General features: G+C 72.0%; 17 protein-coding genes and 1 pseudogene. 7 read left to right on the forward strand and 11 right to left on the reverse strand.

The window, feature by feature from the left end:
• Window positions 1-3 precede the first annotated feature (3 nt).
• Both IPJ59_RS32780 and crtD read right to left on the reverse strand, forming a co-directional pair.
• Complete coding sequence (locus IPJ59_RS32780; protein ID WP_293262063.1) at window positions 4-915, reverse strand: hypothetical protein; 912 nt, start codon at window positions 913-915, stop codon at window positions 4-6.
• Window positions 849-2438, reverse strand: a complete 1590-nt coding sequence (crtD, locus tag IPJ59_RS32785; protein WP_293275178.1) for a 1-hydroxycarotenoid 3,4-desaturase CrtD — start codon at window positions 2436-2438, stop codon at window positions 849-851. Before crtD ends, IPJ59_RS32780 begins: the two co-directional genes overlap by 67 nt.
• 106 nt (window positions 2439-2544) lie before the next feature.
• Here crtD and IPJ59_RS32790 point away from each other — a divergent pair, with 106 nt between their 5' ends.
• The 3 genes from IPJ59_RS32790 to IPJ59_RS32800 all read left to right on the forward strand — a co-directional run bounded on the left by IPJ59_RS32790 (window position 2545) and on the right by IPJ59_RS32800 (window position 5802).
• A complete protein-coding gene (locus IPJ59_RS32790) occupies window positions 2545-3429 on the forward strand; it encodes a polyprenyl synthetase family protein (RefSeq protein WP_293275180.1) in 885 nt (294 codons plus the stop codon).
• A gap of 127 nt (window positions 3430-3556) precedes the next feature.
• Window positions 3557-4279 (forward strand): class I SAM-dependent methyltransferase, encoded by a 723-nt coding sequence (locus tag IPJ59_RS32795; RefSeq protein ID WP_293262069.1) that lies wholly within the window; start codon window positions 3557-3559, stop codon window positions 4277-4279.
• Between the two features lie 2 nt (window positions 4280-4281).
• Window positions 4282-5802 (forward strand): FAD-dependent oxidoreductase, encoded by a 1521-nt coding sequence (locus IPJ59_RS32800; protein ID WP_293262072.1) that lies wholly within the window; start codon window positions 4282-4284, stop codon window positions 5800-5802.
• A gap of 197 nt (window positions 5803-5999) precedes the next feature.
• Here IPJ59_RS32800 and IPJ59_RS38390 read toward each other — a convergent pair.
• The 3 genes and pseudogenes from IPJ59_RS38390 to IPJ59_RS32815 form a co-directional block, all read right to left on the reverse strand.
• Window positions 6000-6392 (reverse strand): annotated as a pseudogene (locus tag IPJ59_RS38390) (histidine kinase); the annotation flags it as partial.
• 156 nt (window positions 6393-6548) lie between these two features.
• On the reverse strand, window positions 6549-6893 hold the full coding sequence (locus IPJ59_RS32810) for a hypothetical protein (protein ID WP_293275183.1): 345 nt from the start codon (window positions 6891-6893) through the stop codon (window positions 6549-6551).
• 59 nt (window positions 6894-6952) lie between these two features.
• Window positions 6953-7198 (reverse strand): winged helix-turn-helix domain-containing protein, encoded by a 246-nt coding sequence (locus IPJ59_RS32815; protein WP_293275185.1) that lies wholly within the window; start codon window positions 7196-7198, stop codon window positions 6953-6955.
• A gap of 1058 nt (window positions 7199-8256) precedes the next feature.
• On the opposite strand from IPJ59_RS32815, the gene IPJ59_RS32820 reads away from it, so the two are divergent.
• Window positions 8257-11733 (forward strand): TonB-dependent receptor, encoded by a 3477-nt coding sequence (locus tag IPJ59_RS32820; protein WP_293275187.1) that lies wholly within the window; start codon window positions 8257-8259, stop codon window positions 11731-11733.
• Here IPJ59_RS32820 and IPJ59_RS32825 read toward each other — a convergent pair.
• The 4 genes from IPJ59_RS32825 to IPJ59_RS32840 form a co-directional block, all read right to left on the reverse strand.
• The gene (locus IPJ59_RS32825) at window positions 11730-12911 is read right to left on the reverse strand and encodes a tetratricopeptide repeat protein (RefSeq protein WP_293275189.1); all 1182 of its coding nucleotides are present in this window, start codon (window positions 12909-12911) and stop codon (window positions 11730-11732) included. The genes IPJ59_RS32820 and IPJ59_RS32825 overlap by 4 nt on opposite strands.
• A 170-nt stretch (window positions 12912-13081) precedes the next feature.
• Window positions 13082-14029, reverse strand: coding sequence for an alpha/beta fold hydrolase (locus tag IPJ59_RS32830; protein WP_293275191.1), 948 nt, complete (start codon window positions 14027-14029; stop codon window positions 13082-13084).
• A 16-nt stretch (window positions 14030-14045) separates the two neighbouring features.
• A complete protein-coding gene (locus IPJ59_RS32835; RefSeq protein ID WP_293262084.1) occupies window positions 14046-14897 on the reverse strand; it encodes a hypothetical protein in 852 nt (283 codons plus the stop codon).
• 3 nt (window positions 14898-14900) lie between these two features.
• A complete protein-coding gene (locus tag IPJ59_RS32840) occupies window positions 14901-16571 on the reverse strand; it encodes a DUF5777 family beta-barrel protein (RefSeq protein WP_293275193.1) in 1671 nt (556 codons plus the stop codon).
• A 76-nt stretch (window positions 16572-16647) separates the two neighbouring features.
• On the opposite strand from IPJ59_RS32840, the gene IPJ59_RS32845 reads away from it, so the two are divergent.
• Window positions 16648-17400, forward strand: coding sequence for a tetratricopeptide repeat protein (locus IPJ59_RS32845; RefSeq protein ID WP_293275195.1), 753 nt, complete (start codon window positions 16648-16650; stop codon window positions 17398-17400).
• A 24-nt stretch (window positions 17401-17424) separates the two neighbouring features.
• Entirely contained in the window at window positions 17425-17940 is a 516-nt protein-coding gene (locus IPJ59_RS32850; protein ID WP_293262092.1) for a low molecular weight protein-tyrosine-phosphatase, read from the forward strand.
• 34 nt (window positions 17941-17974) lie between these two features.
• Here the strand turns inward: IPJ59_RS32850 and IPJ59_RS32855 are convergent, their stop codons facing one another.
• Window positions 17975-20794 carry a DNA topoisomerase gene (locus IPJ59_RS32855; RefSeq protein ID WP_293275197.1) on the reverse strand — a complete coding sequence of 940 codons (2820 nt, stop codon included), beginning with the start codon at window positions 20792-20794 and terminating at the stop codon, window positions 17975-17977.
• Between IPJ59_RS32855 and IPJ59_RS32860 the strand changes: the two genes are divergently transcribed.
• Window positions 20766-21002, forward strand: a complete 237-nt coding sequence (locus IPJ59_RS32860; protein ID WP_293262098.1) for a hypothetical protein — start codon at window positions 20766-20768, stop codon at window positions 21000-21002. The genes IPJ59_RS32855 and IPJ59_RS32860 overlap by 29 nt on opposite strands.
• 191 nt (window positions 21003-21193) lie before the next feature.
• Here the strand turns inward: IPJ59_RS32860 and IPJ59_RS32865 are convergent, their stop codons facing one another.
• Entirely contained in the window at window positions 21194-21934 is a 741-nt protein-coding gene (locus tag IPJ59_RS32865) for a class III extradiol ring-cleavage dioxygenase family protein (RefSeq protein ID WP_293262101.1), read from the reverse strand.
• Window positions 21935-22094 lie beyond the last annotated feature (160 nt).

The raw sequence follows: 22094 nt of genomic DNA on the forward strand, positions 1-22094 counted from the left end.
CCCTCAACCGCCGCGGCGGATGCGAAACGGCAGCATCGTCTGCACCATCGGCGACGCGAAGCGCTCGAGCGACAGCGACTCGTGCACCGCCACCATGCGAGACCCCGCGAGGCTGGTCTGCAGCTCGCTGCGCGCATAAAACGGCGTGTCCTCGAGGGTCCGCAGCACCCGCGCGTCGCCGCCGTCCGTGCGGGTGCTCCGCGGCAACAACCACCGCGTGCGCCCGAGCAGGGCCCGCCGCGGCGCCGCCAGCTCCTCGACCCGCCCGTCGCTGTGGAACATCCGCCCCAGACGCAGCTCGCTGCCGTCGACCCGCCGCGCGTCGTACAGCACCGTCGCGCGCTCGCCGAGCGACGCCCGCGACCAGCTCCAGTCGAGGAACGCCGCCTCGAGCGGCTCGTCGCCGAAGTTCGCGTCGTGGTAGCCGCTGCCGCGCAGGCGCAGCCCCGGGTGCGTGAGCTCGGCCTCGACCCGCGCGTGCGGGGCGACGCCCCACCACGTGTGGCGACCGCGGCGATCGATCTGCACCGGCGCGGCCGGCAGCGCCGACGGGTACAGCCGCACCACCCCGGCGACCCGCTGCCCGAACACCGCCGTGCGCTCGTCGAAGCGGACCAGCAGACAGTCGCCCTCCCACGCCACGCTGCTGCCCCCGACCCGCAGGCGATCGGCGCTCCGCTCGACCTCCGCCGGACCATACTCCGACAGCACCCACGCGTCGGCCCCCGGCCCGTACAGCGCCACATTGATCGCGCAGTGCTCGAGCGGATCGGCGAGGCCCCAGCGCGACCGGGCCCGCGCCCGCGCGTAGTACGGCGAGAACACGCTGCCGATGAACGCGATGATCGTCAGCCCGTGGCGCCCGTCGTCGCTGAGCGCGTCGAGGTACCACCAGCTGTACCCGCCGGGCGCCACCCCGCGGTCGAAGCGAGGTCCGCGAGCACGCTCTGCGCCGCATGCCGCCCGCTCAGGGTCGCCATCGGCACGCCCGCCCCCGGGTGCACGCTCCCCCCCGCCAGGTACAGCCCCGCGAGCCGCGTGCGCGCCCCCTGACGCCGCAGCGTGTCCGTGAAGCCCCGCGTCGCCGCGCCGTAGATCGCCCCGTGCGTGCCCGGGAACAGCGCCGCGAGCTCGTTGGGCGTGGTCAGCAGCGTGGCCTCCGGCGTCAGCGTCAGGTCCAGCCCGCACCGCCTCAACAGTTGAAAGGTCGCCTGTTGGCATGCATCGATCTCCGGGTGACGAAAGCGGCCCTCACCGCCGCAGGGCGGCGCGTTGACCAGGATCAGCAGCCGCTGCGGACCCGCCGCGGCAGTATACGCGGCGGCCCCGGCGACGACGTCGCCCCGGTCCTGCGCGCAGATGTAAACGGTCGGCTCAGCGGGCAACCGACCCGCCGCGAGCGCGGCGAACTCCGCCGCGTAGTCGCGCGAGAAGCAGACGTTGTGGCGCACGAGCGGCCAGCCCTTCACCTCGGCGACGCACGCCCAGGTCAGCGCCGACAGCGAGCGCCGATCGGCCGCCGGGGTCTTCACCGCAGCCGCAGCCGCAGCCCCGAGGCGACCCTCCGCGACCGCCGCGACGTCGCCGTTGACGATCACCGCGTCGGCCGCGATCGCCTCGCCGCCGGCCAGCACGACCCCGCGCGCCTTGCCGCGCTGGACCGCGACCTCGGCGACCTCGGCCCCGCAGCGCAGCGAGACCCCGAGCGAGGCCCCGACCCGCCGCAGCGCCGTCGCCAGCCCGATCATCCCGCCCTCCACCGTCCACACGCCGAGCTGCTCGACGTGGGCGATCAGGTTCAAGGTCGCCGGCGCCGTGAAGGGATCGCTGCCGTAGTAGGTGGCGTAGCGGGCGAACAGCTGGCGCAGCCGCGGGTCGCGGAAGAAGTCGCCGAGCGCCCGCCACATGCTGCGATGAAAGTCGATCTTGAACACCCCGCCGAGACCGCCGAGCCCGAGCGAGCCCACGAGCCCCGGCAAGCTCGGCCGCGCCGACGCGATGAACGGCGCCGCGACCATGCGGTAGATCGTCGCGCTGTGGCGACAGAACTCGCGAAACCCGCGGGCCTCCGCCGCCCCCGCGAACGCGCCGATCGCATCCGCCGATCGCTCGAGCTCCGCGTGCAGATCGAGCCGCGAGCCGTCGGCCCAGGCGTGCCGCGCCAGCGTCTCCATCGGCGTCAGCGTCAGCTGCTCCGCCAGCGTCGTCCCCGCGTCCGCGAACAAACCCTCAAACACCCAGCGCATCGTCAACACCGTCGGACCCGCGTCGATCGATCGCCCCGCGACCGCGACCTGACGCAGCTTCCCGCCCACCTCCGCGGCCCGCTCGCACAGCGTGACGGCCACCCCGGCGCGCGCCAGGTCGATGGCACACGCCAGCCCGCCGACGCCGCCGCCGACGACCACTGCCCGCGGCGCTCGCCCGGAAACCGCCATGGGCCCCACCCTAGCGCGCTCCTGCCAGGTTTCAAGTCTTTGTCTAACCCCGGCCCCTTCATTGACAATCTCTGGACATCCCCCCATGCTTCCGAGCATCCGCGTTATGGACCCACGTCGGCGCATAGAACGACCCCTCAGATCCTGCCTCGATCACGCCGTCGCGCCGCCGTGCCCGCCCCGGCTGGCGCAGGCGATGCGCCACGCGGTCTTCCCCGGCGGCGCCCGCCTGCGACCCGAGCTCTGCCTCGCCGTCGCCGCGGCCTGCGGCGACGGCCACCCCGCGCTCGCCGAGTCTGCCGCCGTCGCCATCGAGCTGATGCACTGCGCCTCGCTGGTCTACGACGACCTGCCCTGCTTCGACGACGCCGCGATCCGCCGCGGCCACCCCTCGGTCCACGCCGCCTTCGGCGAGGAGCTGGCGATCCTCGCCGGCAACGCCCTCATCGTCCTCTCCTTCGACACCCTCGCCCGCGCCGGGGCGGCCCACACCAGCCTCCTCCCCGGCCTCCTGCGGGTGGTCGCCCGCGGCACCGGCGCACCCGCTGGCATCTGCGCCGGCCAGGCCTGGGAGTCCGATAGCCGCACCGAGCTGGCGATCTACCACCGCGCCAAGACCGGCGCCCTGTTCGAGTCGGCGATCCTCGCCGGCGCGATCGCCAGCGGCGGCGACCCGCTGCAGTGGACCGGCCTCGGCTACCGCCTGGGTGAGGCCTACCAGGTCGCCGACGACCTCCGCGACGCCTACGGCCGCCCCGAGCTGCTCGGCAAGCCCGTCGGCCAGGACACCGTCAACGCCCGCCCCTCCGCCGTGCACGAGCTCGGCACCGCCGGCGCCATCGCCCGCATGCGGACCCTGTGCGAGGAGAGCCAGGACCGCGTGCCCGCCTGCCCCGGCCGCGACGAGCTGCGCGCCTACCTCCGCGGCTGGTCGGCCCAGCTGCTCCCCCAGCTCCACCCGACCACCCAGGCCCTCGGCGCCGCCTCCTGAACCTGGCTGAAATCTGGCCGAACCTGGCCCCAACCTGGCCCCAACCTGGCCCTCCCGACCTGGCCCTCCCGACCTGGCCCTTACGACCTGGCCCTTACGACCTGTCCTCCGGGCCATCCGAGACCCCATGCAGCACGACCCCCTCACGGCCCAGAAGCAGGCCGTCCCCCACGAGTTCGACCGCGTCGCCCGGCGCTACGACCTGCTGACCGGCTGCAACCCCGGCTACAAGAAGCACCTGCGCTGGAGCGCCGAGCGCATGCAGCTCGCGCCGACCCCGGACACCGAGATCTTGGACCTCTGCTGCGGCACCGGCCTGTCGACCGAGGCCCTGGTCAAGACCTACCCGCGCGCCCGCATCGTCGGCCTCGACGCCTCCGCCGGCATGCTCGCCGTCGCCGCCAAGAAGCCGTGGGCTCGCGACGTCCGCTTCGTCTGCGGCGACGCCATGGACCCGGCCGCCAGCGGCCTCGCCGGCCCCTTCGACGGCATCCTCATGGCCTACGGCATCCGCAACATGCCCGACCCCGACCTCTGCCTCGCCCGCCTGCTCCAGCTCCTGCGCCCCGGCGGCACGATCTGCTTTCACGAGTACTCGGTCCGCGACTCGCTGCGCAGCCGCATGATCTGGAACGCCGTCGCCCTCGGCATCATCATCCCCGCCGGCCTCCTCACCTCGCCCGGCTCCGACATCTACCGCTACCTCCGCGCCAGCGTGAACGACTTCGACGGCGTCGCCGCCTTCGAGGTCCGCCTCGCCCACGCCGGCTTCACCAACACCCGCAGCCAGACGATGGACGGCTGGCAGTCCGGCATCGTCCACTCCTTCCTCGCCCGCCGCCCCGCCTAGCCATGCTCGGGTTTCGTCGCACCCCGGTCAACCACCCGGACCCCGCCGCCCCCCGCCGTCTCGCCACCCCGCGCAGCGTCGTCGTCGTCGGCGGCGGCATCGCGGGCGTCGCCGCGGCGCTCGTGCTCGCCGAACGCGGCGCCGCCGTCACCCTGCTCGAGAGCAACGCCGAGCTCGGCGGCCGCGTCAGCGCCTGGACCGACAGCCTCGCCGACGGCCAGCGCTTCGAGATGGAGCGGGGCTTCCACGCCTTCTTCCGCCAGTACTACAACCTGCGCGCCCTCATGCGCCGCATCGACCCCAGCCTCGCGCGCCTCACCCCCGTCACCGACTACCCGCTGCTCGGCCCCGACGGCGCCGTCGAGTCCTTCGCCGGCCTGCCGAAGCTCCCGATCGTCAACCTCATCAGCCTCATCCGCCGATCGTCGAGCATGAGCCTGCGCGACGCCCTGCGCGTCGACAACACCCTCGGCCAGGCGATGATGGCCTACGACCCGGTCGCCACCTACGCCAAGTACGACCAGCAGAGCGCCCACGAATTCCTCAACCGCCTCGGCTTCCCGCCGCGCGCGCGGCAGATGCTCTTCGATGTCTTCTCCCACAGCTTCTTCAACCCGGAGGCCGAGTTCTCGGCCGCCGAGCTGATGATGATGTTCCACTTCTACTTCATCGGAAACCCCGAGGGCATCGTCTTCGACGTCCTCGACGGCCCGTTCTCGACCCGCCTGTGGCAGCCCATGCAGCGCCACCTCGAGCAGCTCGGCGTGCAGATCGAGCTCGGCGTCGCCGCGACCCGCATCACCCGCGATCGCGAGCATATGCAGGTGCACACGAACGCGGCCACGCTCGCCGCCGACGCCGTCGTCCTCGCCCCGCACCTCCCGGGCCTGCAGCGCATCGTCGCCGACTCGCCCGGACTCGGTGACTCCCGATGGCGCGCCGCGATCGCCGGCCAGAGCGTCACCAACGCGTTCGCCGTGTGGCGCCTGTGGCTCGACCGCCCCTGCGCCCCGGCCCGCGCCGCCTTCGTCGGCACCACCGGCCTCGGCCTCCTCGACAACATCTCCCTCTTCCACCTGTTCGAGGACGAGAGCCGCGCCTGGGCCGCGCGCACCGGCGGCAGCGTCGTCGAGCTCCACGCCTACGCCCTCCCGCCCGGCCTCGATGACGAAGCGATCAAGGCCGACCTGCTCGCCACCCTCCACCACCTCTACCCCGAGACCCGCGCCGCCCGCATCGTCGAGCAGCGCTTCCTCATCCGCCAGGACTGCCCCGCCTTCCGCCCCGGCGAGGCCGCCCTGCGCCCCCGCGTCAGCACGCCCGAGCCCGGCCTCCTGCTGGCCGGCGATTGCGTGCACACCGACTTCCCGACCGCGCTGATGGAGCGCGCCGCCGCGACCGGCATGCTCGCCGCCAACGTGCTCCTGCGCCGCTGGGGCGCCGCCGAGGAGCCGCTGTGGTCGGTGGTCCCCCGCGGCCTGCTCGCCCGCGTCGTCCACCGCAAGTCAGCCCGCAGCGCCTGAACCTCTGAGCTCCGCGAGCGAGCCCCCGCCGTCGATCGGCGAAGCTTGCGACCCGCCCTGCCCGCATCACGCCCCCGCGCTCGCGTCACGCCCCGGGCAGTTCGACCACAGCGGCCCCCGCCGGCGCCCGGCGCCGTGTCCTGGCGATGCCGCACCAGCGCGAGCCCGAGGCCGACCCCGCCGTCGCCCTCGCGGTGACCCGCCGGGCGGTAGAACGCCGCGAAGATGCGCTCGCGCTCCGCCGCCACCCCGGGCCCGCGGTCCTCGACGCAGACCCGCTCCGCCTCCACCGGCGGCTGCCCGTGCCGCCCCGCGTTCTCCAGCAAGTTGCGCAGCAGCCGGCGCAGCGCCGCCGCGTCGCCCGCGTACCAGGCTGGCCCCGAGGACATGTCCTTCGCGCCAGCTCGCTCGGCCTCCTCCGCCAGCAGCGCCGCGAGGTCGACCCGCTCGCGCACCGGCGGCCGCGCCTCGAGCCGACTGGCCAGCAGCAGGTCGCCGACCAGCGCGTCGAGCTCCTCGATGTCGCGCCCCGCCTCCGCCGCCAGCGCGCGCTGCTGCGGCGCCGAGTCGGCCAGCAGCTCGACCGCCATCCGCGCCGGCCAGCGCGCCCGTGACTGGGCGCCAGCCCGCGACCTCGTCGCGCCCGACCACCTGCACGCGGGTCGCGAGCACGCCGGCGCCGAGCCCCTCGACCCCGCGCCGCAGCCCGGGGATCCGCCGCGCCAGCGCAGACAGCAACGCGACCGTCACCTGATCACGCCAGCACGCGCGAAGTGGGTGAAGTACCAGGCCGTCGTCGGCCGCGACACGCCCCAACCAGCGCCCGTCGGCGGGTGCACCACCACCGCCGCCGGCCGGAGGTGGGGGGGGGCAGCTCGAGCGCCAGCTGCCCGGCCGTCGCCCCGCGCGCGCAGCCGGGGGCGCAGCCGCTGCCCACCCGGACCAGCACCGCCGGCGCCGCAGCTGCCCGCGACCAGCTCGGCGCCGCCCACGGGCCGGGGCAGGTAGAGCACCAGACGCCCGGCCAGCAGCGCGAGCACCACGATCGCCGCGGCGATGCCGAGGAACGCGACATAGATCTGCAGGTACAAGCGCCGCATCATCCGCCCTCGCCTCGCCCGCCGTGAACACGAGCCCGCCCCGCGCACCGTCAAGATCCGCTGGGGTTGTGCGGGTCCTCCTGATCGCCGCGGATCCGCAGAGCACGTCTCGGGTCCAGGGTCGGGTCCTCGCCGCGCACCCGCTCCATCAGCTGGGCCCGCGACAGCACCCGCCCCGCGCTCTCGGCCAGCGCCCACAGCAGGTCGAACTGGTGCCCCGTCAGCGGCCGCGCCTCGCCGCCGAGCCGCACCACCCGCTCGTCGCGGTCGATCTCCAGCGACCCGAAACGCAGCACCCGCCGGCCCGCTGAGCGCCGCACCGCGGGCCACCAGCTGCGCGGGTTGAACGGCTGCAGTAGGCGGCCCCGAGGCCGACGATGCGGGTGTCCTCACCGCCGTCAGCATCACCACCGGCACCTGCAGCTGGCGGGATCCTCCGCAGGACCTCAAGCCGTCAGGTCCGGCAGCATCACGTCGAGCACGACGGGCCGAGCGGGCCCGGGCCGCTCACGCGGGCTCGACCGCGTAGCCGCGACCCGCGAGGTAGCTCTGCAGCATCGCCGCCAGCCGCAAGTCGTCGTCGATGATCAGGACCCGGCCGCTCATGCGCCCGCGATCTTAGCGGTGAAACCGGGCGACCGCCTCGGCCAGCGCCTTGCGGGGGGGGGGGGGGGGGGGGGGGCCCCCCGACCCGCCAGGGGGGGGGGGGGGGGGGGGGGGGGGGCCCGGGGGGGGGGGGGGGGGGGCGCGGTCTTCCGCCGCCAGCAGGTCGGCCGGTCTTCAGGTCGCCCGCCGCTTCCACGCGGGGCCGTCCGCGCGCATCGCCTTATCGCCCCCCCTCCACCCTGACCTTGGCGATCGTGGTCGATCACGTCCAGTGCGCGCGCCCGCTCTTTGGCGAACCGCCGGCCCGGCCGCATACGCGACCCCGCCGAGGCCGAGCGCGAGGCCGAGGCCGAGCAGGACGCGGCGACCCCAACGGCGGCCCCCGCGGTGCTTCGAGCTGCAATTCTTGGTGCTGTGGATGTCGTGACTGGTCATGTCCCGAGCATGCGAGCCCGCGTTTGCTCGCGTATGTCCGCCGCGTTAAGTTTCGTGAAGCCGCGTATACGCCCGATATGGCCGCCAATTCGGGCGTTCATACCGACCCGGTCCCGCCGGCTGCAGCCCGCTTCAGCCCGCGCGCCCGCGGCGTGTACACTTGGGTCCGCCGCGGGTCCGATCGCCGTCCTAGCACCTGTCCCGAGAGACATCTTCCCGCAGGTCTGAGCATCGTCCGGTGCCGCGTCCACGCCCAGCCATCACCCTCCGATCATGGGCAGCCGCGCTGTGTTGCCGCCCGGGAGGTCCGTGCATGCGCCGCTTCACCGCACCGATCATATGTCTTGGTCTCGCGCTGATCGCCGCGCCCGCGCGCGCCGCCCCGGCCGCCCCGGCCGCTCCGGCCGCACCGACGAGCGGCGCCACGCTCCAGGGCGTCGTCCGCGAGCAGTCGAGCGGCGAGCCGATCGTCGGCGCGCTCGTCATCGTCCAGTGCACCTGCCTGCAGGGCCCCGTCGAGACCACCACCGACGCCGCCGGCCTCTACAACCTGCGCAAGCTCCCGCCCGGCAACTACACCGTCCAGGTCCTGTCGAATCAGGCCGCCTTCACCGAGGCCCTCGCCCTCGCCGCCGGCGTCTCTCGCCTCGACTTCCGCATCGACGCCGCCTCGGGCCGCATCGTCACCGACATCGTCGTCGAGCAGCCGGTCCGCCGCGACACCGCCAGCGGCCTCGCGCTGCGCCCCGAGCAGCTGCGCCACGCCGGCACCGGCGGCCTCGACCGCAACTTCACCGGCGTGGTCGACGTCGCCTCGACCGTGACCTCCGACGCCGGCGGCCTGCGCGTCGCCGGCACCACCAGCGCCGAGTCGAAGTACACCCTCGACAACGCCAACATCACCACGCCCGCCTTCGGCAACCTGAGCTCCACCGTCGTCTCGGAGTTCATCGACATCGTCGAGGTGCTCGAGGCCGGCTACGACGCCGAGTTCGGCGGGGCCACCGGCGGACAGATCCGGGCCCGCCGCATCGGCGGCTCCAACAAGCTGCGCGGGGTGGTCGTGCTGCGCGTCGCCCCGCGCGTGGCCCCGCCGCGCCTGATCGCCGCCACCGACGAGGCCCTGCGGGTCGCCGAGATCGCCGATGTCGACGCCCAGGCCGTCATCCAGATCTCGGGCCCGATCGTCCGCGACAAGCTGTTCTTCTCGATCGGCGTCGCCCCCGGCGGCCAGCGCAACAGCCTGATCCAGTCGTTTTATCGCCGCCGCGACAAGGACCGCTCCGGCGGCTACGAGGCCTGCGCCTACGAGAACGGCGCGGCCGACTGCGCCGCCAACGGCAACTACATCGACACCGTCAAATTCGCCGAGCAGAAGTTTCGCACCGGCCGCTTCGACCTCCAGGCCTCCGGCAGCCTCGACTGGCAGATCACCCCCAAGCATCGCCTCCGCCTGTCCGGCGGCACCAGCCCGATCAGCTTCCGCCGCAGCAGCTTCCGCCTGCCGCCCGGCGCCGAACCCAGCGCCTTCGGCACCAACCCCAGCCAGACCATCGGCGGCCAGTCGCGCGTCGGCCAGGGCGTCATCAACGACACCTTCGGCACCCGCTACGTCGGCATCTCCGGCGTCGGCCTCGACTACGAGGGCCGCGCCAACGACGACAAGCTCGAGCTCGACGCGACCGTGTTCTACAGCCGCTTCCACAGCGCCGACGCCTGGCGCCTCGACAACCAGAGCCTCAAGAACGTCCCGCTGGTCCAGCAGACTGACACCCAGGGCCAGAACCTCTACGACCTGCTCGACCGCGACGGCGCCGTGCGCCTGGTCCAGGGCGTCGACGGCGCCTGCAACAACAGCAACCTGCCCGGCCTCACCTGCCCGACCCGCACCTGGCTCTCGGGCGGCATCGGCAACTACTCGAGCTACACGCAGGACCGCGCCGGCGGCCTGGTCGCGCTGACCCACTTCCTCAACTCCCGCCGCGCCGGCGCCCACCAGCTCAAGTACGGCGCCGAGATCGACAACGTCAGCTTCCGCCAGCGCACCGCCTACTCCGGCAGCAACACCGCCGACTTCTACAACAACTGTCCCTCGGGACAGCAGGGTGGCGGCGAGTACTGCTACGACCCCGCGACCCGCAGCTACACCGTCGGCGCCGGCGCGGGGCGGGTCGACAACCACCGCAGCGTCACCGTCGACGCCAACAACCCCGACATCCGCACGACCTACGGCTACGGCCGCGTGCGCGTCGAGCAGAACGACCTCCGCGCGATCGCCTCGCCGATCGGCGCCGGCGTCCGCGTGCCCGCCTACGACGCCACCCTCACGACCCAGAACTACGGCGTGTTCTTGCAGGACCGCTGGGCCGTCCTCTCCAACCTCTACCTCAACGCCGGCGCCCGCTGGGAGCTGCAGGACATGCGCGACCTGCTCGGCCGCCGCAACGTGTTCATCTGGGACAACGTCGCCCCCCGCCTCGGCTTCACCTACGACTGGACCGACGAGGGCAAGAGCCGCCTCTACGCCAGCTACGGCTGGTTCTACAGCCAGCTCCCCGTCCTCCTCAACAGCCGCGCCTTCGGCGGCCTCGTCAACGTCACCCGCACCTACCGCAGCTCCGACTGCAGCACGCCGACCACCGGCGGCGAGCCGCGCAGCGACGCCGCCGGGGTGCCCACCGCGTACTGCGTCGACGGCAACCAGAGCACCACGGGTCTCAGCGCCGGCGCCGTGGTCCCGCGCCTGCGCGGCATGTACACCCAGCAGTTCCAGGTCGGCTACGAGCAGGAGGTCGTCGAGGACCTGGTCGTCGGCGTCAACTGGCTGCATCAGGACCTCGGCCGCGCGGTCGAGGACATCTCGACCAACGGCGGCCTCAACTACCTGATCGCCAACCCCGGCGATTCGGTGTCGGCCAGCGACCTCGCGCGCCAGCAGCAGACCTGCCGCGGCCTCGAGCAGCGCTTCGACGCCAGCGAGGAGGACGACCCCGAGCGCAACACCCTCGCCCGCGAGCTCCAGCACTGCGAGTTCCTCGCCGACGCCTTCTCGAAGGTCGGCAGCATGTTCCCCCGGCCGACCCGCAACTACGACGCCTGGACCCTGCGGATCCAGAAGCGCTTCGCGAAGAACTGGCTGCTGCAGGCCAGCTACACCTACTCGCGCCTGGTCGGCAACTACGACGGCTTTGTCACCCGCAACACCGGCGCGATCAACCTCGGCGCCAGCCCCCAGTACGACATCCCCGAGCTGGTGCGCAACAGCTTCGGCCCGCTGTTCGACAACCGGCCGCACCTCGCCAAGCTCGACGCCTTCTACACCTTCGACCTGCGCGGCGCCGGCCGCCTCACCCTCGGCGGCTCGCTGCGCTTCCAGTCGGGCAGCCCGATCAGCCTCTACGCCGACAACAACCGCTACCGCGGCCAGTTCCTCAACTACCTGCTGCCGCGCGGCGCCGGCGGCCGCCTGGAGCCCAACTACTTCGGCAACATCAGCGTCAGCTACGCCTACCCGCTGCCCCGCGAGCTCGAGCTGGAGCTCACCGCCCGCCTCGCCAACCTCACCAACGCCCGCGCCGTGCTCCGCATCGACGAGGTCTACTCGTACTCGACCGCGCGCCCGGTCGCCGGCGGCGACCTCGAGGACCTCAAGCACACCAAGGTCCAGAGCCCCAACGCGCCGACCTCCTTCTTCCGCCGCGACATCGTCCCGCGCCAGGGCAACTACGGCGTGCAGACCGTGTTCCAGCAGCCCGTGCAGGTCCAGTTCGAGCTGCGCCTGCGCTTCTAGGCGCGGGCCCTCGCGGACAGCGGCAGCCGCAGCAGCCGCAGCGGCTCGCCCGACCGCGAGCGCGGGTTGGCGAGGTAGTAGAAGTCGCCGTCGGCGAAGGTCCCGGTGGTCGGGTTGCGATAGTCGGCGCGGCCCGTCTCGAGGATCTCCGCGGCCGCCAGCGTGCCGTCCGCGGCCAGCGGCAGGCGCCACACCCGACCGCGGCCGAGGATGTTCTGCACGCCGATCAGCGCGCCGTCGTGGAAGTAGAGCCCGTCGATGCCGCCCAGCGTGCGCGCCCCGGTCGGCGGACGCAGCGAGCTGATCGATCCGCTGGCGAGCGCGACGCGGTGGAGCCCGCGAAAGTCAGCGACGTAGAGCTGCTCGCCGTCCGGGGCCAGCGCGAGGCCGTTGGGGCCCTCGAAGCTGCCGGGCGGCAGGACGTCGCGCAGCTCGCCGTCCCGCACCGAGATCACGGCGCCGCTGTGGCTGTCGGTCGCGTACACGGTGCCATCGGCGGCGAGGTCGAGGTCGTTGAGCAGCGAGGGCGTGCGCGCGTAGGGGACCGCGGCGCGGGTCTCCCCGGTCGCGAGATCGAAGGCGTGGATCGTCGAGTGTCCGCGGGCCTCGGGGCTCGGGTCGGCCATGAAGGGCGCGTGCGTCGACGCGACCCAGACCCAGTCCCGCGTGACGTCCACCTTCATGCCGAGCACCGCCAGGAGCCCGTCCTGCCCCGAACGCGTGAGGTCCGCGGCCCGGCCCGCGCGATCGACGGCGACGACCTTGCGCTGACGTCCGCTGCTCAGGAGGAAGCGATCGCGGCGCGGGTCGTACGCGTGCCCCTCGGGCATCAGCTCGGGCACGTCGATGGTCAAGGCGACCGCGCTGGCCGTGCGTACGCGGGCGCGGGCCGCCAGACGTCCCGCGATCGCCCTGACCTCGGGCCGGCGCAGGCTGCCACGAAAGTCCTCCGGGTCGATCGCGTCGTCGAACTCGGAGCGCTCGAGCTGGGCCAGCCACGCCAGCGCGCCGGGGTAGTCGCCGACATCCTCGCGTACGCGGGCGAAGGTGTAGAGCACCGCCGGTGAGCCGGGGTCCTCGGCGAACATCCGCTGCAGCAGCGCGATGGTGTCGCCGGAGGCCCCGGTCTTCGCGGCGCAGGCGGTCAGGAGCGTGGCGAGGAGGAGAGCCGTTCGCATGCAGCTTGGAGGCCCACGCACGCACCCGGGGTTTCGCGGCCCCACGCCGGCCTGCGCCTGTTCGCTGCACGACTGGCGCCATCGGCTGCATCGCCACGGGTTTCACCGACCGTCGCTCACGCCTCATGACTGCGGTCGGCTGATTCGCCGGGTGTTTCACCGACCGTCGCTCACGCCTCGTGGCGGGCGACGAAGTCGTGGACGATCTGGTTGACCTCCGCGGCGCGCGAGCGGTGCACCCAGTGGTTGTCGTCGATGTCATGCCGCTCGAGCTCCGGCACGAACTCGGCGATGTTCTCGTACAGCTCGGGCGTCAGGGCCAGGTCGCGCTGCGGCACCACCAGGCACACCGGCGTGGTGATCGTGCGCGGCCCCCCCTTGCGGAGCTCGTGGAGCTCGCGGAGCGTCGTGCGGGCGAACATCTGGCGGTACAGCGGGAGCAGGGCGACCAGGGCGCTGCGGGCCCACGCCGGGTCGATGTCGGCGAGCTCGGGGTCGCCGCGCGGCACGCCGCCGCGGCGGTGGGCGCCGACCCAGGTGCGCACCGGATCGCGGCCGAGGTACAGCTCGGGGATCTTCGGCAGCTGGAACAGGAACAGGTACCACGAGCGACGCAGCTGCTCGGCGACCACCGCGAGGTCGGCGAGGCTGTGCCGCCGCAGACGCGCGCGCAGCATCGCCAGCGCGGCCGCGCCGTGCGGCGCCGCGATCACGGTCAAACTGCGCAGGCGACCTGCCCGCTCCGGATCGCCAGCGAATTGCCAGGCCAGCACGCCGCCCCAGTCGTGGCCGACCAGGTGCACCTGCCCGCCCGGGCCAGCGACGTGATCGATCACCGCCTCGATGTCCTCGACGTAGCGCGCCATTCGGGTCGCCGCCCGCGGCTCACCGACGATCGTCGACGCACCCACCCCGCGCAGGTCGAAGGCGGCGACCGGGTGCATCGCCGCGAGGCCCTCGAGCTGCCGCGACCAGGTCGCGTGCGTGTCGGGGTAGCCGTGCACGAACAGCAGCGGGGCGCGGCGCTCGTGCGGCGCGACGCGGCTGCGCACGACGTGCAGCCGGGCGTCGCCTCGCTCGACGACGCTGTGCTCGAGGGCCAGCTCCACCGTATCCACGGGCTCCACGGGCACCTCAGTCGTCCATCGCGCCGGCGTCGATCCAGTCCTTGACCAGCTTCAGCTTGTCGTCCGGCAGCGGCTGCGTGGCACCGTCGGGCATCAACGCGTCGCCGTTCATCGTGACTGTGCTCTGCATGTTGGTCATCTTGAGGTAGATGTAACTGTTCAGCGGATCGCCCGGCGTGAAGTAGTCGGTCATCGGCGCCTGGATCGACTTGACACCGACGGTGTTGGTGTAGGCGTCGGCGAGCGGCATGCTGAAGTTGCCATTCCCGTCCAGGCTCGGCGGGCCGAGGTGGCAGCTGCAACTAATCGCGATGATCTCGTTCTTCACGCGGGTGAAGGTCGGCGTGGTGTCCCCGGTCGTGGGGCCGCCCGTGGTCATCCCGCCCGTGCCTCCGCCGCCGCCCGGGAAGTCGGCGCCGGCGATCCACGCGAGGATCGTCTGCGTGTCCGCCAGGGTCTCGGGGCTGCCGGTCGCGGGGTCGAAGCCGAGCGGCATGCGACCGCCGGTGCGGGTCTGCCCGAACCCGGCGATCACGTTGTCGGGCAGCATCTTGATCGCGATGTACGAGTTGGCCGTGTCACCGAGCGTGACCAGCGGGATGGCGCTGCCGTTGGACGAGCCGCCGATGATCGCGCTGCTGACGGTCGCGTCGAGGGTCGGCGACTGGCCGCCGGCGGCGTGGCAGCCGGGCGAGTTGCCGCAGCTGCGCTCGAAGGCCGCGACAACCTCGGGGGGAAGGTCCCCGCCGCCGCCGCTGGCGCTCTCGTCGATCGCCTCGAGCTGATTACAGCCCGGGATCGTGAGCACCAGCGCGAACCAGGCGCACAGGGACTGGATGCTGCAGAGGGCGAGACGCATGGGTTAGAGGCTCCACTTTCGGCTGAGGTTGAAGCCGAAGAAGAAGTTGCCGCGCTGCTCGAAGGGGTTCTTCGACTGGCCGCCGGGCGCATACAAGTTGGTGTGGATCTCGCGGGTGTTGGTGAGGAAGATCTGGAAGAAGTGCAGGCCGGTGCGGATCGACCCGCCGAGCGACCAGGAGCCGATGTTGCTGCCGTTCGGGTCGGCGTTGCCGCCGTTGTAGTAGAAGACGCTGGTGGGGATCGGCAGGTTGTATTCCATGTCGATGCCCCAGCGCTTCTTCTCGCCGATCCACACCGTCGAGGCGATGCCGACGCCGAGGGTGCCGCGCTTGTCGTGGACCTTGACCGCGCCCTTGCCGTCGCCGAAGTCGACCGTCGGCGCGGCCTTGTGGTCGGTGCGCAGGCTGTAGCCGAGGACCAGCTGGGTGCTCCAGCGGTCGAACCACAGGCGACTCAGCATCAGCTGAAAATTGCCCGCCCACGGGTTGGCGGTGTTCGAGGGGAAGTCGCGGTAGTACTCGACCGAGGCGTAGCCGCCGAAGCTCAGCGGCTTGCCGTCCTCCTGGCGGATCGGCACGTACTTGGTGCCGAGCTCGTAGCCCTTGCGCGAGTTGCTGCGCCGCAGCACCACGTCCCAGCCGCTGAGGATGCCGTAGGCGAAGCCGTACGAGATGTTCGCGCCGGCGTCGAGGCCGAAGGCGCCGCGCTCGGTGCCGACGCGGCCGAAGCGGTGGTCGATGCGAAACTCGAAGGTGCGCTTGCCGAGCGTGGAGGTGGTCGGCAGGTTGATCTGAAATACGCCATGGAAGGGCGGCTTGCTCGGCTGCTTGTCGTCCTTCGGCGCGGGCTCGTCGGGCGGTGTATCGCCGACCGGCGTGTCGCTGACCGGCGGTGTGTCACCCGCCGGCGGCCCATCGCCGACGGGTGCAGCCGTCGCCTTGTCGCGCTCGCCGAGGGCCGCGATGTACTGCCGCAGCGTCTCGAGGTCGCCCTTGGCCAGCGGGTCGCCGCCCAGCGGCATCGCGTCGCCGACGATGCCCTTGGCGCCCGTGAGCTTCTGGATCAGGTAGCTGCCGTCGGCGTCGCCCGCGACGAGGATCGGCTTGCGCGCGACCTTCGAGCTCTCCTTGAGCAGGCGCTCCGGCGAGCCGGCGAGCACGATGTCGTCGCTGCCCGTGTCGTGACAGGCGAGGCACTGGTCGGCGAGGATCTTCTTCACCTTCGGCTCGAGCTCGGCGACCCGCTTCGCCGCGTCATCGCCCCCGGTGCTCGCTCCGGTGCTCGCCGGCTTGCCCGTGGGCGTCGGTGTGGGCGTCGGTGCTGGCGTCGGCGCGGGCGCGGGCGCGAGGCTCGCGATCCACTCCTTGACCGTGTTCTTCTGGGCCGCTGGCAGCGGATCGCCGCCCTGCGGCATCGCGTCGCCGCTGATGTTCTTGCCGTTCAGCTTGGCCAGCAGATAGCTGCCGTCGGGGTCGCCGGCCGCGACCATCGGCTTGCCGGTGGCCTTCGACTTGACCGACTTGAGCCGCGAGGGCGCGCCGGCCAGGACCGGCTCCTCGCCGCCCGTGTCGTGGCAGGCGGTGCAATGCTCTTCGAAGATCGCCTTGACCTTCGCCTCGAGATCCGGGGCTGGTGCTGCGAGTGCGAGATAGATCGTGAGGGGCAGCGGCATGGGACGGGCCTACCGTACGTGAGCCGTGAGTGTTACCACAATGCGGGCCCTCGCAGGCTCGGATAATATCGCCGTCATGCGCTCGCGCCTGGTCCGGCTCGCCCTCGTCACCATCACCGTTTGTACGGCCACAGCCTGCCAAACGCCCAGCCCCGAAGGTGCCAAGAAAGACGTCGTCGACGCCACGAAAAAGGCCGACGCAAAACCAGCCGACGCGAAGCAGGCGAGCCCCGACCTCAAGACCGCCGACCCGACGCCCACGCCCGCGACCGGGGCGAACGGCACCGCTGCGAGCGCCGACACTGCGGCCACCGCCGGCACCGCGACGGCCCCGGGCACCGCCGGTGATCCGAGCGCCGGTGATCCGACGGCCGCCGATCCCACGCCGACCGGCGGCGATGCAGCGACCCCACCGACCGACCCCGCCGCCGCCGCCGCCGACAAGGCCAAGTTGCTCGGCGAAGTGAAGGCCAAGAAGACCTCCGACACGCGGGCCAAGAAGGCGCTCGAGGAGGCCGAGGCCGCCGGCGCGACCGTGCGCGAGCTGGCCGAGGCGAGCAACGCGCGCGGCGAGGCGCTGATGGGCGCAGGTGAGGCCGAGCGGGCCACCGCCGCCTTCGTGTGGGCCCGCGACAAGGACACCACCTACCCGGACCCCAGCTTCAACCTCGCCCGCCTGACGGTCAACGCCGGCGACGTCGCCGAGACCGTCGCGCACCTCAAGGAGGTGCACAAGCGCGGCGGCAAGAAGCTGCTCAAGCAGGTCGGCTTCGACCCGAGCTTCGAGATCGTCAAGGACGACCCCGAGGTCTCCAAGCTGATCAAGTAGTCGGCGCAGCTGTCTCTCAGGACCATGGCCGACGCAGTCACCCGGGTGCTGTTCGTCTGCCACGCCAACATCGTGCGGTCACCGCTGGCCGAGGGCGTGCTGCGCCACCTGGTCGAACAGCGCGGGCTGGCCGACCGCTTCGTCATCGCCAGCGCCGGCATCTCGGCCTACGAGGGCGTGGCGCCCGACGCCGGCAGCGTCGCGGTCGCGGCGGCCCACGGCATCAACCTCGTCAGCCGCTCGCGCCAGATGACCCGCGTCGACCTCTACGATCACCACCACGTGCTGGTCGCCGACCGCCCCGTACTGGCGAAGATCCGCAGCCTCACCGGCTCCGCCTTCGGCGAGATCGGCGGCCCCGGGAAGGCCGGCGCCCGCGTCCGCCTGCTCGCGCAGCTCGCCGACCCGCACGCGCAGGGCGACGCCCTCGACGTCGCCGACCCGCTGCGCGGCGGCCCCGAGGGCTACCTCCGCGTGTACCGCCAGATCGAGCGCGCGTGTCACAACCTGCTGCTCGAGCTGGCGCCACGCGCCTCGTGAGCAGTGGTCCCCCGCGCCGCTGAGCGAAGGGCCCTCAGCCCGCGGGAGCAGCTGCGATCGCAGCCGCGGCCCCGGCCGCCGCCGCGAGCTCCGCGGCCTTGATGCTCGCCAGCGCGGCCGGATGGATCTCGAGCTCGGCGATGCCGCCGGGGATCTGCAGCGTGGTGATCGGCGTGCCCTCGGGGATCACGCTGCCGTCGTGGCGCCGCAGCACGATCGGCGGGTGGGCCTTCTCGTGGGTGGCGAGCTGCTTGCCGAGCTCGGCCTGGGTCGCCTCGTCGAGCGCGGTCCAGGCCAGGCGACCGCGGCACTTCGGGAACTTCGAGCAGCCGAGCCACGGGCCGCGGCGACCCGAGCGGAGGTTGAGCGGCGCGCCGCACTTCGGGCAGGCGACGTCGACCTCGAGCGCCGGCGGCGTCGGGTATTTGATCTGCTCGCGCTTGTCGAGGTTGATGGTGAACTTGACCTTCGGGTACTGCACCGACACCAGGAAGGGTCCGAAGCGGCTCGAGCGCAGCTCCATGTCGGAGCCGTCCTCGGGGCAGATCACGTCGACGCGCTCGGGCAGCATCGGCCGGCCGTCGCGGGTGATCGGGGCCGCGTAGTCGCACTCGGGGTAGCGGGTGCACGACAGGAAGCGGCCGTTCTTGCCGAAGCGATACGAGGTCGGCGCGCCGCACTTCGGGCACTTGTAGATCGAGGGCTGCACCTCGGCCTTGGCGTGGGTCATCGTGTCGCTGGCGGTCGCCAGCGAGCGCGAGAAGCCCTTGTAGAACTTGCGCAGCATCGCCTGCCAGTCCGCCCCCTTGTCCTCGATCTCGTCGAGCTCCGACTCCATCGAGCGCGTGTAGCCGACGTCCATCAGCTCGCGGAAGGCCTCGATCAGCTTGTCGGTCACGACCTCGCCGAGGTCCGTGGCGTAGAAGCGGCGGTCGAGCTGCTCGACGTACTTGCGCTCCTGGATGACGCCGATGATCGACGCGTAGGTCGAGGGCCGACCGATGCCCTCGGACTCGAGGGTCTTCACCAGCGAGGCCTCCGAGTAGCGCGGCGGCGGGGCGCTGAAGCGCTGGACCGCGTCGATCGCGAAGGCCCCGAGCTTCTGCTCCTGGACCAGCGCGGGCAGGGTCTGCTCGTCGGTCGCCTGGACCCCGAGCACCCGCAGGAAGCCGTCGAACACCAGCACGCGGCCGCTGGCCCGCAGCACGGCGCCGGTCTTCTGGTCGTCGCGCTCGAACAGCACGCTGGTCGCGTCCCACTGCGCGGGGCTCATCTGGCAGGCGACGCTGCGCTGCCAGATCAGGTTGTAGAGCTTGAACTGCTCCTCGCTGAGCGCCTCGCGCAGGTCCTCGGGGCGGCGGGCGACGTCGGTCGGACGGATCGCCTCGTGGGCCTCCTGCGCGTCCTTGTTGGAGGAGCTGAAGATGTTGGGCTTCTCCGGCAGATAGGTGGCGCCGAAGCTGCGCTGCACGAAGCCGCGGATCTGCTCGAGCGCCTCGCCCGACAGATTGGTGGAGTCGGTGCGCATGTAGGTGATGAGGCCGACCTGACCCTCGCCCGGCACGTTGACGCCCTCGTAGAGCGACTGGGCCGTCCGCATCGTGCGTTGGGCCGTGAAGCTGAGCTGATTGGCCGCCGCGATCTGCAGCGAGGAGGTGATGAAGGGGCCGGGCGAGCGCGAGCTGGTGCGCTTGGTCTCCATGCTGCGCACGCGGTAGCGCAGCTTCGGATCGACGGTGCCGCTCAGGGTCCGCACCGTGCGCGCGGGGCCCTTGCCCTCCGGGTTGTCGCGGCTGCTGACCTTGATGTCGACCAGCCCGACCGCCGCGGCGGCGCGGGTGACCTCGGCGCTGAGGTCCCGCGGCTCGCTCGCCGTGCAGGCGAGCGCGAACCTCTGGCCGCCGAGCTCGACCAGCTCGGCGTCGAGGGCCTGGTGCTCGGCCAGCCAGGCGTTCTGGAGCTTGAGCGTGGGGCCGCGGTTCTTGTCATCGAGGCGGGCGAGGAACTGGGCCCACGCGGCCGCCAGCGTCGCCGTGGCGTTCGGGTCGAGGCTCAGGCGAGCGCCGATCTCCCACCGCTCGTCAGGTACGAAGGCCGCGATCTCGCGCTCGCGCTCGACCACGAGGCGGACCGCGACCGACTGAACGCGCCCGGCCGAGAGCCCGCGCGAGACCTTCTTCCACAGCAGCGGCGAGGCCTGGTAGCCGACGATGCGGTCGAGGATGCGGCGCGCCTGCTGGGCGTTGACCTTGTCGACGTTGATCGGCCGCGGGTTGGCGAAGGCCTTGTGCACCGCCTGCTGAGTGATCGCGTTGAACACCACGCGCTTGGCGTTCTGCGGCTTGATGCCGAGCACCTCCGCGAGGTGCCAGGCGATCGCCTCCCCCTCGCGGTCCAAGTCTGTTGCGAACCACACGTCCGAGGCGCCCTTCGCCGCCTTCTTGAGGTCGGCGACGGTCTTGCTCTTGCTGGCAAGCACCTCGTAGGTGGGCTTGAAGCCGTGCTCGATGTCCACGCCGGGCACCGGTTGCTTGTCGCCCTTGGCCGACTTGGTCGGCAGGTCGCGGATGTGGCCGACGCTGGCCTGCACCACAAAGCCGGGTCCGAGGTACTTGTTGATCGTCTTGGCCTTCGCCGGGCTCTCGACGATGACCAGCTGCTTGCCCTTGCCGCGCGCGACCGGGGCCTCCGCCTCGCCCTCGCCCTCGTCCGCCACCGCGACCGTACGTGTGCGCGGCGAGACCTTGGCGACCCGGGCCTTCGCCACCTTCTTCGCCGGCTTCGCCGCCACTTTCGTGGCCTTCGGCGGCTTGGCGCTCGCCGCCTTGGCCACCTTCTTCGTGGCCTTCTTCACGGCCTTCTTCGTCGCCTTCTTGACTGCGGACGAAGTGGCGGCCGCCTTGGCTGGCTTGCTCGCCTTCTTCGTGCTGGTCTTCTTCGTCGCCGTCTTCTTGGCCGTCGCCTTGTTGGCGGTTTTTTTTGCGGGTGCAGACGTCGCCTTGGGCTTGGCGGCACTCGGGGTTTCGTCTGCGGAGGGGGCTCGAGCCATTTGGGTCACGTGACGGGAAGGGGGATACCGAAAGGCCCGGGTTTATAAAAGCCCTGGGTCGAGGCGCGCCAGGGGCGAGCGACCCCACCCCATACAAGAAGGCTCACGGCGCGCCTTTGCGTCAGCGAACGACGACGGCCCGGATCTCCGGGCCGTCACAACAGTCTTCACGGCGCGGCGCCAACGGCGGGCAGCCCGCGCAGCTCACATCGTCGGGACGACCGCGCCAGTGCACAGCGACACGTAGCCCGGGTTCTTCATGGCGCACACGTCCTCGATGCAGGGGCAGGCCTTGTAGCAGAAGCCACGCTGGTCGGCGACGCTGAGCTGGAGGTAGCAGTCCTTCTGCGTCGCCGCGTCGACCGCCATGGCACCGCCGCCGGAGGCGAAGAGGTTGCAGCCGTCACCCTGCGGGTCCTGGTTGGTGGTGTGATTCACGCCCCAGGTGGTCAGCGCCGGGATATCGGCGCCGGTGACTGCGCGCCACTTGTTGTCCTCCGGATCGAGGACGCAGTCCTTGACCGGGTCGAGCTCCTGCATCTGGCAGCACAACGAGCCGACGCCGCAGATCGCCTCGCGATCGCCCTGGGCCCACTTGGGGTTGCAGGGGACCGGGCAACCAGTAGTGGCGGCGAAGGGGCTCGTGAAGCCGCCGACCTCGACGCACATACCCGAGGTGCTGAGTGAATTGTTCGCGCCGGAGAAGATCGGAACGCCGTACTTCGCGTCGTTCTTGCCGTTGAAGTAGTTGGGGAGGCGGCCCTTGGTGGTCGCCGGATCGTCGGAGCAGCACACCTCGGCGTCCGGGCACGAGTCCACGGTCGCCTTCGAGGGGTTGCAGCGGAACGACGGATTGTCGAACTTCGGCTCAAAGCACGAGACCGAGGTCACGGCGCCGACGCAGAAGATCGCGACATAGGTGAGGGCAGTCTTGACGAGGTGCAACGACGGTCTCCTTCGGCGAGCGTCAACGTGGCATAGACCCCGCCGGCTTGTAAAGCTCTGCGCGAGCCGGGCCGCCGACCCCGAGCCTCAAGCCCGTGACCGCGTCGCCCGCCCGCTCGGACCTCGGCTCAAGACCTCCTTCACTACGGGTCTGCGGGTC

The organism is Nannocystis sp. (assembly GCF_016714285.1).
Lineage (GTDB): Bacteria > Myxococcota_A > Polyangia > Nannocystales > Nannocystaceae > Nannocystis.